Raw genomic sequence first — 15204 nt, forward strand, 5'->3', positions numbered from 1 at the left:
CGTGAAATCGCTCTACAACAACTCCCGAAGCCGCAGCGTCACCCTCTACGCCCGCTCCCACTACCGCGGACACCAGCTGACCCTGCGCCACGGCACCGGCGTACGGCACCTAGGACCGCGACTCCGCGGTCACATCCGCTCCGCGAACTGGCACTACTGCCGCTACTGGCACTACTGCTGACCACCCCGCAACCACCGCACGGCGCCCGCCCCCTGTACGACAGCGGGCGGGCGTCGAGCAACCTGCCGCACCCGGAGCGCGGCGCTGGAAGTGACGTTGCGGCTCACCAAGACCGACCCGTACGGGCGGAGCACGGACGTCGTGCGGATCATCGCGCAGGACGATCCGGCGTGCCCGGTGGCGGCCTGACGGGCGGTGCTGGAAGCGCACGACCAGCACCACACCGGCCGCTGCTGCGGCGGATCGACCGTCACGGCCGGCTCGGCGGCACCGGCCGGTGCGCGGGCCGTCAGCCCAAGGATCCGCCCCGGGCCGGGACGATCGGGTCGCGGACGGTGCGCAACCTGGTGGGCGACTGCACGGCCGCGGCCGGGCTGGTGCGCGGACTGACCGGGACGAGCGGGCGCTGTTGTCCACCCTCGATGAACGTGCCGAGCTAACCAGCGGGGAGCCGGTGACGCGGTCGACGTCGTCCATGTAGCCGAGCAGCGCCATACTGCCGTCGCCCATCCGCCACCCCGGCCGATATGGATCAGGTCGTGCTCGGAACTACTCATTTCTGCGAGCGCGAAGCGTGACGGTACTCACCAAGCGTGATCATGCGGCCGGAGCGTCGTGAGTCCGGAATCCCAGTTCTGTCCCCGGCCAATGCGGGGGCAGATCACGGCACGGGGACCCGGCGAAGAGCCAACCGGTCAGCGGGCTCTGCGTGAGGAGCGGGGCCGATCGGGGCTGGTCGGCTCGATGCAGCGAGACTGGACGTGCTCGTAGATCATCGTGGTCTGCACGTCGGTGACTTCGCGGCGTTCGGTGAGGCGGTCGATGACGAAGGCGTACACGCTGTCGACGTCCGGGACAGCGATGTGGATGAGGAAGTCGTGAGCGCCCGAGGTGACGAACAGGCCGATCACCTCGGGCAGTCGTGCTGCCCATTCCCGGAACCCCTCGATGACTGGGCGGGCAGGAGGCCGGATGCGCACCGAGATGAGCGCTTGGACGGGTCGGCCGGCGGCGTCGAGGTCCAGGGCCGCGTGGTAGCCGGTGATGGCGCCGCGCTCGCGGAGCAGCCTGACGCGTTCCAGTGAGGTCGAGGGGGAGACCCCGGTCTTGGCCGCCAGGTCGCGGTTGGTCTGCCGTGCATCGTTCTGCAGTTCCCGCAGCAGGGCCCGGTCCAGCGCATCAAGTTCCATGAGATCCACCGTATGCCAGACGAAGTTCGGCAAGCAGTGGACCGTGTCGGATTCCTGCCTAGTCTCGCTGGCTATGGATGCGCGAAAGAACGGCCTGGCCTTCGGCGCGGGTCTGGTACTGGCGGCGGCGGTGCTGTGGGGCACGGTCGGCCCTGCTCAGGTCCTGGCGGCCAGCCCCATGGCGCCGGCGGCCCTCGGCGGGTGGCGGCTGCTCGTGGGCGGGCTGGTCCTCGGGGCGCTCACCGCATGTCGCCCGAAGAAGCTCCGGGTTCTCGCCGCGGGCACGGTCCTGCGCCCGCTGCTGGTCTGCGCGGTCTCGACGGGCGTCTACCAGGCGGCCTTCCTCTCCTCGGTGTCGCGGACCGGGGCGGCTGTGGCCACGGTGATCGCCCTGGGCACCGCACCCGCGGCGACCGGCGTGTGCGCCCGATGGGTCACCGGTGAGCGCATCGGCGCCGCCTGGATGGCCAGCACCGTCGCGGCCGTCGCCGGCTGCGCCCTGCTGCTGACACCGGGCAGCGGAGCCCGTGTGGATCCGCTTGGCCTGCTCCTGGCAGCGGCCGCAGGCACCTGCTACGGCCTGTACACCGTCTTCGCCAAGCAGCTGGCCGCCGCCAACCGCGCCGCCGACCTGCCCACGCTCTCCGCGCTCCCCCTGCTGCTGGGCTCCCTCCCCCTGCTGCCCTGGATGATCACCGACAGCACTCCCCTGCTCGATGGCACCACCCTCGCCTTGATCGCCTGGCTCGGCGTGGCCACCACCGCCGCCGCGTACTGGCTGTTCACCGCGGGTCTCGTCCGGGTGCGGGCGACCACGGCCGGGACGCTCAGCCTCGCCGAGTCTGTGGCCGCGGCCCTGATCGGCGTACTACTCCTCCACGAGCACCTCTCGCCCTCGGCGTGGGCCGGCTGCGCACTGATCCTCGCTGGAATGATCACCACGTGCCTGCCCACGATGCCTCGCGGTCGCTCCTCCGCACGAGCGACGGGGTTTTCGCGCGATCGCCGCATCACGTTCGCCGAGGACTCCGCAAGCACCTCCTGCGGCGAACGAGGTGCGCAGACACCACTGGAATACCACACGTCTGTCTAGCATTGCCGGATCTGACCGTACGAGTACAGGGGACGCCATGCCTGTGGTAAACGCGCCGAGCGCGGCGACAGTGGGCTTCGACCCGGAGGAGGTGGACTTCAGCCTGTCCACCCGCCAGGCCCGGCTGAAGTGGGTCGTGATCGTCAACGCCGACCTGCCTCCCGGCCGGGCCGCCAACGCCGCCATCTGCGCCGCCGCCCCCACGGTAGCCGCGGTCCCCGGCCTGCTGGGCACCGACGCCGCCGACGCGGAAGGCACCGTGCACCCGGGCCTGCCCTGGACGGGCTGCTCGGTTCTCGTCGCCGACTCCGCCACGCTGCGCACCATCCGCGCCAAGGCGGCCTCCCGCACCGACACCTTCGTGGCCGACGTGCCCGCCGCCGCCCAGAGCACCCGCGTCTACAGCGACTTCATCGCAGCCGTGGGCAAGACCCAGACCGAAGACATCGAGTACTGCGCAGTCAGCATCGTCGGCCCGCGCAACCGGGTCGACAAGATCGTCGGCAAGCTTCCCCTCATGCCCTGAGCCACGATCGACGCGATTTCCGCCACTGCGTCGGAGAGCTGCTGCTGCGCTCGCTCACTCCCGGACCGTCCGGGGCCAGCCCGTGAATACCGCGCCCGTCAGGCGGCCTGACCGAGACCTGCGGCGCTCAGGCCCTGATCCCGGAGCAGGGTGAAGTCGACGTCCAGCTTCGGGTCGTACGCCTCGGGCTGGATGCCCAGCCCGTGCGTGCTGTACTCGCCGAACCGCTGGATTATGGGACATCCCGTGGGTTCGTCTTGATTCTCCGCACCTCGCGGTCACCTCGTCGGCCCTGGTCACGAGCACCCCGAGGGTGCCGAGAGCGCACAGTGGATCATGAGGGTTCTTCGGGATTCCTGACGAAGCCTCATGATCCACTTACGGATCGCAGGCAAGGGGCACAAACTGCCTGGCCAGAGCCGCCGAGGCGTCCTGAAGGTCCGCCGGAACCCACGGGATATCTCACAGAAAAGGACCCGCGCCACGGGCACCTCGTCGGCGGCCTACTTCACTTGAAGTGGCGGGGGCTGGAAACGGAACGTCAGTTACCGCGCCAGCCCCCGACCCTACCGTTAAGTTGACACTCCCAGCCGCTCCGGTGGCGGGCGCCGGTGGGAATGTCAGGGGCGTCGATGGGCGATCGGTGTGGCAGTAGATGGGGCGCGGCTGGTGAGACTTGTTTCCGTCGAGGAACCGCTGACGGCCGGTGCCGCGATGGCCGTTAACACCAGTCCCTGACGTTGTGTCCAGCGTCCGGTGAACGCGGAGAGGGTGCCGTGTCCGGGCAGTACCGGGCCCTTGATGAGCAGACGTGCTGTGAAGGAATTGCTACCTGGGTGAAACTCCAGTTCTGCGCCGGAGAAGTCCAGGAACCGGTGGGTAAGAGGGAACCATGCCTTGTACACGGACTCCTTGGCGCTGAACAGGAGCGTGTCCCAGTGCACGTCGGGTCGGCGGTCCGCCAGAGCGGCCAGTGCAGAGCGTTCGGTGGGGGAGGAGACCGCCTTTAGTACGCCTTTGGGCAGGGGGCCCGCGGGTTCGGCGTCGATCCCCAGGGAGAAGAAGTCGGTGGTGCGGGCGAGAGCGGCGGCGCGGTAACCGTCACAGTGGGTCATGCTGCCGAGGATGCCTTGTGGCCAGCGGGGTGCTCCGCGTTCGCCGGGCACGATGGGTGCGGGTGGCAGTCCGAGCCGTGCGAGAGCACGCCGGGCGCAGTGTCTGACAGTGGTGAACTCGCGGCGGCGCTTCTCAATGGTCGCGGCGGACAGCACTGCGGCTTCCTCGGCGAGCAGCGGGGTGGCCGACGCGTCGTCGGTTGTCCCCTCCACGATCACTTCGGACGGCAGTATGGACTCGAACATCAGTCGGACTCCGGGCCTCGGACTCATAGATCGCTGCGGACGGGGTGTGTGCGCGGCGCTTCCACAGATATGAGCGTGTGTCCGGCGGTATGGCGGCAACGCGACGCGCTGGGCGGCCCGCAGCGATCGCGGCTGCCCGGGCGTGGTCGGCGCGGGTCCCCGGCGACACCGCATGCTACGGGTTGACGTTCGACCAGAACAAGGCTTGAAGCAGCAGTGTGTTGACGTGACCAGGGCGGACTGGAGCAGGTGGAGCGCGAACATGCTGGTCTCGGCGTGTTCCTTGTCCGGGCCGGTCAGGGCGCCGTCCCTGCCGTAGTGCAGGCGTCGCGCACCAACCTCGGACCAGGTCACGCGAGAACTCCCAAGGGTCGACCGCCGTTAATCATGCCGCACGAGCCTCCGGGCGTTGGACCAGGTGGCCGCGCATACTTCGGGAGCGCGTCGAGCACATCGGCCGTTTTGGCCGTCGCCCAGTGCGCCCAATCACAGCAAGAGGTCCGTTCCGTCCGGCGGGCAGACGGAACGGAAGGGACGACTGCCGTGCGCGGCGTCACGGCACGCTGGGGAGCTCTCCCGTCCGCTGCCAAGCCGCGATGGTGCCGCCGAGCAGGCCGGCAGCCGGCGGCAGGTCCGGGTACTCGCCGGCCAGGGTCCTGGCGGCGTTGCGGGGTTCGCACCCGATCCGGTCGTCGAAGGAGAGCCGATCCGCAGGAAGCGCATGGCAGAGCCTGGCCACCGCCGGATCGTCCCGACCGGCGGCCAGGACGGCCGACCGCCACCGCTGGTACGGCAGCTCGACCGGCTCGTACCCGGCGGCGCGCAGGGCAGCCGGCACGTCGGCCCACAGGAGGGACTGCGCGGCAATCAGGTGGTACGCCTGTCCGTGGGCACGCTCCGTCCCGAACAGCGCGACGACCAGCCGGCTGACCCAGTCGACGGGGCTGAGCCTGACCCGGGTGTCGAGGACCGGCACCACGCCCAGCCACGCCGAGACACGGATGACGCGTTCGAGCAGGTCGTCGGGGTTCGAGCGGGCCGTGCGGGAGTGCGCCGTGATCCGGCCGGGGCGGAGTATCACGGCTCTCACCCGGCCCTCCTGGTGCGCGACGCTGACCAGCCGGTCGGCCGACCACTTCGTCTGGCCGTAACCCCCCGACACCGAGTCGTGAAGCTCGAACGGCTCGCCCGTGACGCTCCGGCCGACCGCTGCGAGGCTGCTCACGTAACCGAAAGACGCCGAGCAGGCCTCGGCCAGCTCGATCAGCTCTTCCGTCGCGCGAACATTGGTCCCGTACAGAGGCCCGTACGGCAGCGTCATGTTGACCCGCGCCCCACAGTGGACGACCCGCGAGACGTCCCGCCCGAGCGCCGCGAACCCGGCGGCCGACAGCCCGAGCCGCTCCTCGGCCAGGTCTCCCGGGACGACCTCGATCCGGTGTTGATCCTTGGCGGCGACCCGGCCGTCGAGCGCGGTACGCAGCTTTGCGGCCCGCGAAGCTGCGGTCGCCCCCCGGACAACGCAGCGCACGGCCTCCCCCTGCTCGACCAGGCTCACCACCAAGGCCGATCCGAGGAACCCGGTCGCCCCGGTGACGAGCGTGACCGATCGGTCGCCCAACACGTCAGGTCGCCCGCTTCGAAGCGGCGGCGGGTGCCGGCCCCGCTGCGGCCGATCCGATCCGGCGCGCGTACGCACGCACCGTGGCGGCATCAGCCGACGGCGCCGGAACGTCCCGGCCGAGCGCCTGGCCCATCCGGGCCGCCACCGCTACCGACGCCAGTGAGTCGCCGCCCAGGTCGTAGAAGCTGTCCAGCAGCCCGATGTCGTCGATCTCCAGCACGTCGCAGAAAACCCCCGCGACGATCCGGTCCAGCCTGCTCCAGCGGTCGACCTGCGGACCGGGCACCGTCACGGGTAGGGGCGGCCGCGGGACGGGCAGCCGGCCGGTGTCGACCTTGCCGTTGGCGTTCACCGGAAACTCGTCCAGCACCGCCATCCGGGCCGGAATCCACTGGGGCGGGAACGCCGCCTCCAGAGCCTCGCGCAGCGCCGCGGGGTCGGGCCCGGCGACGGCCCCGACCTCGCGGATCACGAAAGCGTCCAGCGCCATGGTTCCGTCGGCGGCCCGGGGAAGGACCAGGGCCTCCTTGACGTCCGGCAGGCCCCGCAGCGCATCCTCGACGGCGGCCGGCTCGACCCGGTGCCCGCGGATCTTCACCTGCCGGTCCGCGCGGCCCAGCACGGTCACGACGCCGTCGGGGCCCAGGCGGGCCAGGTCGCCGGTCCGCAGCAGCCGCTCGCCGTCGGTACCCCAGGGATGTGGGACCCAGCGCTGCCCGGTGAGCGCCGGCAGGTGACGGTACCCGCGTCCCAGAGACGGGCCGCCGACAAGCAGCTCCCCGACCTCGCCAACGGCCACGAGCGCGCCATCGCGGTCCACGAGGTAGGCCTCGACGTTGTCGATCGGTGTGCCGACCGGAATCCTGCTGCCGAGTTCCTCATCGCCCGTCAACCAGTGGCAAAAACAGCCGTGCGTCTCCGTCAGGCCGTAGTGGTTGACCACCACCCGGCGCCTGTCACCGCCCATCCATTCCCGGAGTTCGCGGCTGAACGTCAGCTGCTCGCTCCCCACCATGAGCTGGCGCGCCAAGCCGTCCTGGGGGACGCCCCTGGCCGTCATCATGCGGATATGCGTCGGGGTGACCTTCAGCAGGCCGCCCGCAGTCCGCTTCGAGAGGTCCAGCAGGCCGTCCGTGGTCACGCCGTCGGGCGCGACGACGATCGGCCAGCCCTCCAGCAACGGGGTGAAGATCGTGGTGAGCGAGCCGAGGAAGAACAGGGAGGCGCTGAGGAAGGTGACCTCCTCCGGCTGGTGAGCGAACGCGGTGCCGCACCAGAGCGCGTAATTGACCAACTGCCGGTGGGTACCCTCGACGCCCTTCGGCCGCCCGGTGGTGCCCGAAGTGTAGAAGACGTACGCCAGGTCGTCCCCGGCGGCCGGCCGCAGATGCGCGGTGGAGTCCTTCGCTCGCGCCCGCAGGTCCGACAGGGACAGGACCACGTCGGCATGCGGACCCAGCGTGCCCGCGAGCTCGTCCGTCGTGACGACGATCCGCGCCCCACAGTCCTGGAGGACCGCCCGGATCCGCTCGTCGGGGTCGTCGCAGGACATCGGTACGTACGCGCCGCCGGCCTCAAGCACGGCAATGATCGCCGTCAGCGCGTCCAGGCCGCGCGGCAGCAGGAGCGCGACCGGGACCTCCCGACCGCAGCCCTCCTCGGTGAGCACCCGCGCCCACCCGGCCGCCGTCTCGAACAGCTCGCCCCGGGTCAGCCGCTCGGAGCCGCACAGCGCGGCCGTCCGGTCCGCCGGAAGGTCCCGCGCCCGGATCAGGGCGGTGACCGAGCCGTCCGGTACGGCACGGCGCGGGCCTCGCAGGGCGGACCGGTCCGCCGCGGGTTCCGGTCCGGCGCCACGGTCTTCGGTGGCGGGCCGGCGAACCTCGGCTCGCGCGCCGTTCTGCCATGTCCGGTCGATTTCCTCGAAGCACGCCTGCTGCGGCCCGGTGAAGCCCGCCGCGGCCCAGCCGGCCGGGCGGGGTCGAGTCATCGGCCACACCGAGTACTGCCCCGCGGAGTTCCTCACCACTTGGAAGTCCACGTCGTCGTAGTTGTCCCACAGTGCCATTGCGCTCCCCCTCATTCTGTCCGGTCATCCGCCGACGACGCCTGTGCCGGGCCACGGCCCAGTGCCGCGTACGGTGCCGAGGCGCGCTGCAGAATGGCCGCCAGCCGCTTCTCCAGGCCGACGCGGCAGTCCGGCCACTCCGCGTCGACGATGGAGAACATCGCCGAATCGCGCAGCTGGCCGTGCTCGCCCGGTGCCCAGGACTTGGACCAGTTGCGCAATACCCCCTCGAACCGGGCGCCCACCTTCTCGATGGCGGCTCGGCAGCGGGCGTTGCGGGCGTCCGTCTTCAGATCGACCCGGGCCACGCCCCAGTCCTCGAAGGCGTAGCGGAACAGCAGCAGCTTGGCCTCCGTGTTGAGACCGCTGCCCTGTGCCGAGGCCGCCAGCCAGGTGAAGCCGACCTCGATCGCGCAGAGCCGGTCCTCGCCCGGCCACAGCCGCGGATCCCAGAAGGCCGTGGCCCCGACCGCCCGCCCGGACGAGCGCTCCACCTGGGCGTACGGGGCGAGCCTGCCCGCGGCGGCCCGGGCGAGCTGCTCGTCGATGTATCGGCCGACCTCGTCCGCCCTGGGCACCCAGGTGAAGGAGTACGACGTGCGATTTTCCTCGACCGCCACGGCCAGATCCGGCAGATGGCGGTGGTCCAGCGGTTCCAGGCGCACCAGCGCGCCCTCGAGGATCGGTCCCTCAAGCCTGAAAGTCATCGAGCTCTGCTCCTGCGGTTCGTCGAGGTGGGTTTACGTTCCAACCGGCGGCCAGACGGGACGGGCGCTATCGGGGGGCGCTCCGGTGCACGGACAACAATTCCACCGGGGCACCGCCGGGGGTTTCGATCAGGGCCATCCGCAGCGGGCGCCCGCCGACGTCGGTGACGATCGGTTCGGACCGCACCGTCGCCCCGGCGGCCACGGCTCTGGCCCGGTCGGCGTCGACCGCGGTGCTCCCAAGGCCGATGGACGGGAAGCCGGAGTCGTTCATGGCGTGCGGCGGCCGGGCCCCGTCGCCCCGGACTATCACCAGTCGGCACTCCGCCGGGAAGAGCGGCGAGGACAGGGAACCCCAGGCCGCGTCCGGCCCTACCGTGGTCCACCGGGCTCTTGCGAAAGCCGACCAAAACTCGGCCTCCGCCCGGACGTCCTCAGCGTGGCAGAGCAGGCCGACCAGGCCGCCGGCCGCAGCCGAGGGCTCGAACCACGCCTCACCGTCGGGTCCGGCCACGGCCCGGCAGGTGGGGTCGGCCAGCGCACCGGCCCGCAGCAGGACGTCCCGGATCGCCCGTCGGCCGGCCACCGGGTGCGCCGGCGCCGGGGGCGGGCAGCGGAAGATCCCCGAGTAGGCGCCCCGCCGGCCGCTCGGCTTGCGGTGCTGCACGACCTCCAGCCGAATCCCCCGCAGGCCGGCCAGCAGGGCGAGTGGCAGTGTGTGGTCACTGTCCTCGACCCCCTCGAAGGCGGCCGGCAACCGGACCCGGTCGACGAAGTCGAGCTCGAAGCCCAGCGCGATGCCCAGCGCGATTCCGTGCTCCAGACCCGCCTCCATCGTCACGTGCGTGACACCGGCGATCACCGCGCACCACCGGGGTCGACGGCCCGGACGGCCGGGCGGCACGGGACGGCCGAAGATCGGTGGTGACACCCGCGCGCCTGCAGATCGGTCATCGGCCGGCACCCGAGGTCTCCCAAGAGCCGCGCAGGGTGCGCGGCACGTTGGGCAGGTCGTCCCACCGCGCCATGACGGCGGGCCGGACCAGCTTGTCCTGCCCTCCCCTCGGCAGCGGCTCCGCCGTCAGGACGACCCGGCAGGGCGCGCGCCGCGCACCCAGGGCGTCGCGGAGCCAGCCGAGGATCGCGTCCGCCGCAGCAGTGCTCCCGTCGACCAGCCGCACCAGGCAGCCGATGTCCTCTGTGCTGTCGGCCAGTCGCAGCGGCACCGCCGCCGCCTCCAGGACGTCCGGGTGGGCGGCGGCGGCTTCCTCCACCTCGGTCAGGTAGATCGCGTAACTCCCCTTCATCACTGCGTCCTTGCTGCGCCCGACCAACTGGTGGATCCCGGCGCCGTCGCGGCGCGCGATATCGCCCGTACGCAGCCATCCGTCGACTAGGGTTTCCGCCGTCGCAGCGGAGTTGCGGTAGTAGCCTCCGAAGACTTGGTCCCCCGCCAGCTCGATCTCGCCCTCGCCCGGACCTTCGACGATCCGCCCGGCCGCGTCGCGCAGCCGGGCGGCGACCCGCTCGGGAACGCCGATACGGATGGTGGCCAGCCCGTCGTCGCCGAGGTGTCCGAAGAAGGCGGCCGACGAGGTCTCGGAAAGTCCATAGGCGTTGAACAGGGGCAGCCCGAAGCGGCGCTGGAACCGCTCCTGGGTCCGCGGGGAGAGCGGTGCGCTTCCGGTGAAGCACAGCGGCCCCGGCACGGTGGCGTCCCGATCCTGCGAGAACCGGTTGACCAGTTCGACCAGTTGCGGAACGAGAAAGGTCTGGTCGATGCGGTTCTCCTCCAGTCGGGACCAGTATCCGCGGGCGGTCTCGACGGTCAGCTCGGGGAGGACCACCACGCACGCCCCGAGCACGGCGCCCCATGTGTGGTGCAGGTTGATCACGCCGGACCCCGACATGCGCATGGAGCGGGCCAGCCGAGACGGGCGCGTGCCGCGCAGCCGCAGGGACGCGGAGACGTTCCCCAGAGTTCCGTCGTAGAGGCGCTCGTGGGTGAAGACGATCGCCTTCGGATCGCCCGTGCTGCCAGAGGTGTAGCCGATGAAGACCGCGTCAGCCGGCACGTCCGAAGGGGTGTCCCGGTTCAGCGGCGTCACCGTCACGGACGGCACGAGGTCGACGCGGAAGACCGGAGTACTGTGCGCCAGGATCGAGGCGGTCAGCCGCCCGCCCCACTGCGGATCGAGCAGCACCGGAGGGCTGTCGAGCTGCCAGAGAGCGAGCAGGGTCGGGATCAGGTCGGGGTGGTCGTTCAGCACCAGCGCCGAGACGCAGTGGCTCCGCGCCCCGCCGGCGAGCAGCGTCGCGCGGATCTGCTCCGCCCGCTCGCACAGGTCGGCCCAGGTCAGGACGAGCCCCGCGTGCGGCTCGCACCGGTAGATCACGGCCGGGTCCTCCGGCCGCCGGGACGCGAGATCCTCATGGCACTTGAGCAGCTCTCTCATGCGCCGAGAACCTTCCACTCAAGGTGGTGGCTGTTGAACTCGAACCCGTTGCGGAGGTACGCCTTGTGCGCCCGGTGCCGGTGGTAGCCGGTGTCGAGGTGCACCGCCTCGCAGCCCGAACGGCGGGCCTGCTCCTGGACGTACCGGAGCACGGCGGTGCCGAGCCCGCCGCCGTGCTGGTCGCTCCGCGCTGCGAGGTCGTCGAGGTAGAGCACCCGGCCCCAGGCCATCGAGTGCAGGATGCGGTACCCGCCGACCGCCTGGACCTCGCCCTCCCGCTCTAGGAGGACGATCCGGTATCCCTCCTCCCGCTGGCTCTTCCAGCGGTCGACAAACAGCTCCTCGGAAGAGATGTTCAACCGCAGCTCCCGGAACACCGGCCAGCACCTGCGCACGTCGCCCTCGTCCAGGGCTTCGCGGATTTCCCAGTCCATCCGTTCCTCTTTCTCGGTTTTCTCGGTTTCCGGGACCCTGGTGGCCAATTACCCAGCGTGACGCTCGGATTGTGCGCACCGGATCCTCCGGGGTCGCGATCACGTGCAAACCGGGCGTCAACGAGGGCGGCCGCGAGCGCTCACGACACTCCGCCTCGAATGGCCACCAGGATCTTCCGGTTCGGCTGCGGCGGTAGCTGCTACGGGCGGGGCCGGGGGTCGGCGCCGGCCCGGTCACCACCCGTAAAGACGGGCCACCGACCCGAAGTCGACCTCGTCCCCGAACTCCTGCCCGGCCTCGGCCAGCCGGGCGCTGGCGGCCTCGCCGACCGGGACCGGCACGGCCGTGTCGGCGGCAAGGTCGAAGGCGTGCCGGAGGTCCTTCAGCATGTAGCCGAGCCGGAAGCCGGCCCGGAAGTCCCCGGCGAACACTCGGTTGGGATAGAGGTTGGCCAACTGCGCGTTGGTGCCGCCCCCTCCGGACGTGATCGCCTCGATCGCCGTTCGGGGATCGACCCCTGCCTCGCGAACCATCGCCAGAGCCTCGCCGGACGCGACGGCGTTGACGGCCACCAGGTAGTTGTTGACCAGCTTGACCACCAGGCCGGTGCCGACCGGTCCGCAGTGTCGCAGCTTCGCTTCGTCGCCGATGGCGGCCAGGACCGGCCAGGCGCGCTTGAGCCCCTCCGCGGGGCCGCCGACCCAGAAAGCGAGCGTGCCGTCGCGCACACTGGCGACGCCGCCGCCGGCCGGGCAGTCCAGATAGGCGACCCCGCGGGACTCCGCCTCCAGCGCGAGCTCACGGGCGACGGCCGGAGAATGCGTCGTCATCTCCACGAGTACCGTGCCGGGTCCGGCGACATGCAGCACCGCCGCCACGACCGCGCGGACCTCGGCCGAGTCCGGCAGGATCGAGCAGACCACTTCGGCGTCGGCGGCCGCCGACGCCGGGCTGTCCACGACGGTCCAGTCCGGGGGCAACAGGTCCGGGGTGCGGGACGAGACGGTGACCTCGTGTCCCGCCTTGATGAGGCGCTCCACCATGGGCGCCCCCATGAGCCCGGCACCGATGAATCCAACGCGCATCGCGAAGCACTCCAGTCATGAGTTGCTGAACCGATCCAGTGGGAAGCCGCCTGCCGGCCGCGGCTTCCAGGGCGGGGCCGCTGCAGTCGAGGGCCGTGGGAACTAGCGCCATTCGGCTCGTACCGGTAAGTACTCGTAGCCGGCCTTCAGGACGTTGGCGCTGACCTTGGCCCCCCCGACGGACGAGATACTCCGGGTGGCCGCCGCCAGTGCGCTCAGGACGTACCTGGTTTCCAGTTGTGCCAGCATCCGTCCCAGGCATCGGTGGGGGCCCCCACCGAAGGCCAGGTGCACGGTCCGCCGTCCGGCGCGCGGCGTGCCGGGGTCGTCGAAGACGCGTTCGTCCCGGTTCGCAGAACCGAGCAGCACCATCAGCATGGCCCCGTCGGGTACGGACACCCCGCCGACCGTCCTGGCCCCGACCGCCGTCCGGAAGGTGGCCCGGACGGGGGAAGCCAGTCGGAAGCCCTCGTCGATCAGGTCGGCCTGCAGCTCCGGCCCGGCCGGGCGGTCCGATGGCCGCGGCCGGTCGATCACGAAGGTGACCATGATGTGGCAGACGGCCGACACGATGGTCTCGTAACCGGCCTGGAAAAGCTGGAGGATGGCGAGGATGACCTCCTCGCGAGCCGCCGGGGTGGTCGCCTCGCGCCACGACTCCACCATCCCGTTCCGCGGGACGCTCGGGGCTCCTCGGGCACCGGCCTTCAAAAACGCCGTCACGGCCCGGAAGGAGGCCAGGTTACTGCGCATCACCTGCCGTCCGGCGGCCGCCGAGGAGAGGTCGTCTCCCGGGTCCAGCACGCGGGACGTCAGATCGGCCCATCCGGCTAGCACCCGCACCACGTCGTCGTCCAGGCCCATGACGACGCCGATCGCGTGCGCGGCCACCGGCTTGGCCAGATCCTCGACGACGTCGAACTCGGAACCGGCGGCTGCGAGTTCCGCCACTACCCGCTGCACGTGTGCTCTGATCTGCGGGTCGGCCGCATCGAGCCGGGGTTTGCTGAGCAGCCTGGCGACCGTCCGGCGCAGGCGGGCGTGGGCCTCACCGTCTGTAGACGACACGACCCGGCCCGCGTCCCCGGCGAACTTGAGGTTCAGCTGCCGCCGGACGGGGCCGCGGGAGTCCGTGATCGACGAGTCCTTTCCGAACGCGAGGGCGGCGGAGAAACCCTCGGGAGCACCGAGGAGACTCTGCACCTCCGCGTACCGGCTGACCACCCAGACGTCGAGCGGTTCCAGGAAGGCGACCGGACACCGGTCCCGGAGTGCCCGGTACGCCTCGTACGGGTTCCTCAGGACGGCCGGGCACATGGGGTCGAAGATGTCGATGGCCGATACCCGGCCCGGCGCCGCGGCGGTCATGTCCGTGCTCCGACGGCCTGCCCAGGATCGACCGGGGTGGCGGCCACCGTGCCGTCCGCTTCCCCCCGGACGGTCGAAACGGTCACTGTGCTCCCCGGCGCCACCTCGGGTCGCACGAACGCGAGAGCGAGCCCGCAGTGCAGACGGGGCGAGAAGTTCCCGCTGGTGACGCGGCCCACCTTCTCGTCGTCGAGAAATACGTCCCCGCCATGCTGTGGAATCTGTCGGCCCGTCATGACAATCGCCCGCAAAATCTGCCGGATGCCCCGTCGCCGTCTGGTGATGAGCGCCGACCGGCCGACGAAGTCGGTGTCGAAGCCGACCGCCCGCTCGCACCCCACCTCAAGGGGGGTGATCGCCGGCCCGAGCTCGAAGCCGTGCCGGGCTATGCCGACCTCAAGGCGGTGCGTCTCACGCATCCCGAGACCGGCCGGCGCGACCCCGCGGGCGACCAGACTCCGATAGACGGTCCGGGCCGCCGGCGGTGCGAGCTGGAGCTCGAATCCGCTCTGGCGCCCGAAGCGGGTGGTGGCCACCAGTGCGGTCGAGCCGTGGAAATCCAGCCGCCGGACCCCGGATGCGGGCATCGACCCCGCTGCCGGGGCGAGTTCGGCCATCCGCTCGGCGGCCTGCGCGCCCTGCAGCGCCAGCAGTACCCGGTCGGCCGAGACGTCCTCGATCACGCAGTCCGCACGCGGTCCGTCGGCCTGCACGGACCGCAGTGCGCTCAGCACGGCCTCGGGCCGGTTCGGCGTGAGGAGGAACAGATCGGTCTCCACCCACCAGACCATCAGGTCGTCCACGACGCTCGCGTCCGCCCCGGACAGCAGGAAGGTGTACTGGCTGCGGCCCGGGCCGCAGCGGCGCAGGTCGTTGGTGAAGGTTCGCTGGAGCAGATCCCGGGCGCCGGGTCCCGAAACCCGGATCGAACCGAGATTCGAGGCGTCCCACACCACCGACGCCTTCCAGTGGGCCTGGTACTCCTTGAACACGCCGGCGAACTCCAAGGGCATGCTCCACCCCTCGGACTCAGCCATCCGGGCGCCGAGCCGGGCGTGCTCGTCGTGCAGCGGTGAGCGGTGCGAGCTCATCAGTGGGCCCCATATCGGA

At 71.0% G+C, this 15204-nt stretch carries 14 protein-coding genes; 3 read left to right on the forward strand and 11 right to left on the reverse strand.

The window, feature by feature from the left end; genetic code table 11:
- Nucleotides 1-181, forward strand: a 181-nt coding sequence (locus FCI23_RS57295; RefSeq protein ID WP_169317211.1) for a hypothetical protein, incomplete at its 5' end; no start/stop codon positions are given.
- A gap of 695 nt (nt 182-876) precedes the next feature.
- On the opposite strand, the gene FCI23_RS43035 is transcribed toward FCI23_RS57295, so the two are convergent.
- Nucleotides 877-1371 (reverse strand): Lrp/AsnC family transcriptional regulator, encoded by a 495-nt coding sequence (locus FCI23_RS43035; protein ID WP_136729507.1) that lies wholly within the window; start codon nt 1369-1371, stop codon nt 877-879.
- 73 nt (nt 1372-1444) lie between these two features.
- Here FCI23_RS43035 and FCI23_RS43040 point away from each other — a divergent pair, with 73 nt between their 5' ends.
- Together FCI23_RS43040 and FCI23_RS43045 are read left to right on the forward strand one after the other, a co-directional pair.
- Nucleotides 1445-2464, forward strand: coding sequence for a DMT family transporter (locus FCI23_RS43040; RefSeq protein WP_169317212.1), 1020 nt, complete (start codon nt 1445-1447; stop codon nt 2462-2464).
- A 37-nt stretch (nt 2465-2501) separates the two neighbouring features.
- On the forward strand, nt 2502-2990 hold the full coding sequence (locus FCI23_RS43045) for a DUF2000 domain-containing protein (RefSeq protein ID WP_136729509.1): 489 nt from the start codon (nt 2502-2504) through the stop codon (nt 2988-2990).
- 620 nt (nt 2991-3610) lie between these two features.
- On the opposite strand, the gene FCI23_RS43050 is transcribed toward FCI23_RS43045, so the two are convergent.
- The 10 genes from FCI23_RS43050 to FCI23_RS43095 form a co-directional block, all read right to left on the reverse strand.
- Nucleotides 3611-4351 (reverse strand): 4'-phosphopantetheinyl transferase family protein, encoded by a 741-nt coding sequence (locus FCI23_RS43050; RefSeq protein ID WP_136729510.1) that lies wholly within the window; start codon nt 4349-4351, stop codon nt 3611-3613.
- A gap of 553 nt (nt 4352-4904) precedes the next feature.
- The gene (locus tag FCI23_RS43055) at nt 4905-5972 is read right to left on the reverse strand and encodes an SDR family oxidoreductase (protein WP_169317213.1); all 1068 of its coding nucleotides are present in this window, start codon (nt 5970-5972) and stop codon (nt 4905-4907) included.
- A gap of 4 nt (nt 5973-5976) precedes the next feature.
- Entirely contained in the window at nt 5977-8043 is a 2067-nt protein-coding gene (locus tag FCI23_RS43060) for an amino acid adenylation domain-containing protein (RefSeq protein WP_169317214.1), read from the reverse strand.
- A gap of 11 nt (nt 8044-8054) precedes the next feature.
- Nucleotides 8055-8750, reverse strand: a complete 696-nt coding sequence (locus FCI23_RS43065) for a GNAT family N-acetyltransferase (protein WP_136729513.1) — start codon at nt 8748-8750, stop codon at nt 8055-8057.
- A 67-nt stretch (nt 8751-8817) separates the two neighbouring features.
- The gene (locus FCI23_RS43070; RefSeq protein WP_169317215.1) at nt 8818-9612 is read right to left on the reverse strand and encodes a hypothetical protein; all 795 of its coding nucleotides are present in this window, start codon (nt 9610-9612) and stop codon (nt 8818-8820) included.
- 88 nt (nt 9613-9700) lie between these two features.
- Entirely contained in the window at nt 9701-11206 is a 1506-nt protein-coding gene (locus tag FCI23_RS43075; protein WP_136729515.1) for a class I adenylate-forming enzyme family protein, read from the reverse strand.
- The gene (locus FCI23_RS43080; protein ID WP_136729516.1) at nt 11203-11640 is read right to left on the reverse strand and encodes a GNAT family N-acetyltransferase; all 438 of its coding nucleotides are present in this window, start codon (nt 11638-11640) and stop codon (nt 11203-11205) included. The genes FCI23_RS43075 and FCI23_RS43080 overlap by 4 nt, the downstream gene beginning before the upstream one ends.
- A 234-nt stretch (nt 11641-11874) precedes the next feature.
- Nucleotides 11875-12726, reverse strand: a complete 852-nt coding sequence (locus tag FCI23_RS43085) for an NAD(P)-dependent oxidoreductase (RefSeq protein WP_136729517.1) — start codon at nt 12724-12726, stop codon at nt 11875-11877.
- 102 nt (nt 12727-12828) lie between these two features.
- Nucleotides 12829-14094, reverse strand: a complete 1266-nt coding sequence (locus FCI23_RS43090) for a cytochrome P450 (RefSeq protein WP_136729518.1) — start codon at nt 14092-14094, stop codon at nt 12829-12831.
- The gene (locus FCI23_RS43095; RefSeq protein ID WP_136729519.1) at nt 14091-15185 is read right to left on the reverse strand and encodes a glycine cleavage T C-terminal barrel domain-containing protein; all 1095 of its coding nucleotides are present in this window, start codon (nt 15183-15185) and stop codon (nt 14091-14093) included. Before FCI23_RS43095 ends, FCI23_RS43090 begins: the two co-directional genes overlap by 4 nt.
- Nucleotides 15186-15204 lie beyond the last annotated feature (19 nt).

The organism is Actinacidiphila oryziradicis (assembly GCF_005047355.1).
Lineage (GTDB): Bacteria > Actinomycetota > Actinomycetes > Streptomycetales > Streptomycetaceae > Actinacidiphila > Actinacidiphila oryziradicis.

Excerpts from the sequence above, each read along its gene's own strand:
- FCI23_RS43040 (WP_169317212.1), top strand. The coding sequence starts at position 1,445 with ATGGATGCGCGAAAGAACGGCCTGGCCTTCGGCGCGGGTCTGGTACTG.
- FCI23_RS43050 (WP_136729510.1), bottom strand. The coding sequence starts at position 4,351 with ATGTTCGAGTCCATACTGCCGTCCGAAGTGATCGTGGAGGGGACAACC.
- FCI23_RS43075 (WP_136729515.1), bottom strand. The coding sequence starts at position 11,206 with ATGAGAGAGCTGCTCAAGTGCCATGAGGATCTCGCGTCCCGGCGGCCG.
- FCI23_RS43045 (WP_136729509.1), top strand. The coding sequence starts at position 2,502 with ATGCCTGTGGTAAACGCGCCGAGCGCGGCGACAGTGGGCTTCGACCCG.
- FCI23_RS43060 (WP_169317214.1), bottom strand. The coding sequence starts at position 8,043 with ATGGCACTGTGGGACAACTACGACGACGTGGACTTCCAAGTGGTGAGG.
- FCI23_RS43035 (WP_136729507.1), bottom strand. The coding sequence starts at position 1,371 with ATGGAACTTGATGCGCTGGACCGGGCCCTGCTGCGGGAACTGCAGAAC.
- FCI23_RS43085 (WP_136729517.1), bottom strand. The coding sequence starts at position 12,726 with ATGCGCGTTGGATTCATCGGTGCCGGGCTCATGGGGGCGCCCATGGTG.
- FCI23_RS43065 (WP_136729513.1), bottom strand. The coding sequence starts at position 8,750 with ATGACTTTCAGGCTTGAGGGACCGATCCTCGAGGGCGCGCTGGTGCGC.
- FCI23_RS43090 (WP_136729518.1), bottom strand. The coding sequence starts at position 14,094 with ATGACCGCCGCGGCGCCGGGCCGGGTATCGGCCATCGACATCTTCGAC.
- FCI23_RS43080 (WP_136729516.1), bottom strand. The coding sequence starts at position 11,640 with ATGGACTGGGAAATCCGCGAAGCCCTGGACGAGGGCGACGTGCGCAGG.
- FCI23_RS43095 (WP_136729519.1), bottom strand. The coding sequence starts at position 15,185 with ATGAGCTCGCACCGCTCACCGCTGCACGACGAGCACGCCCGGCTCGGC.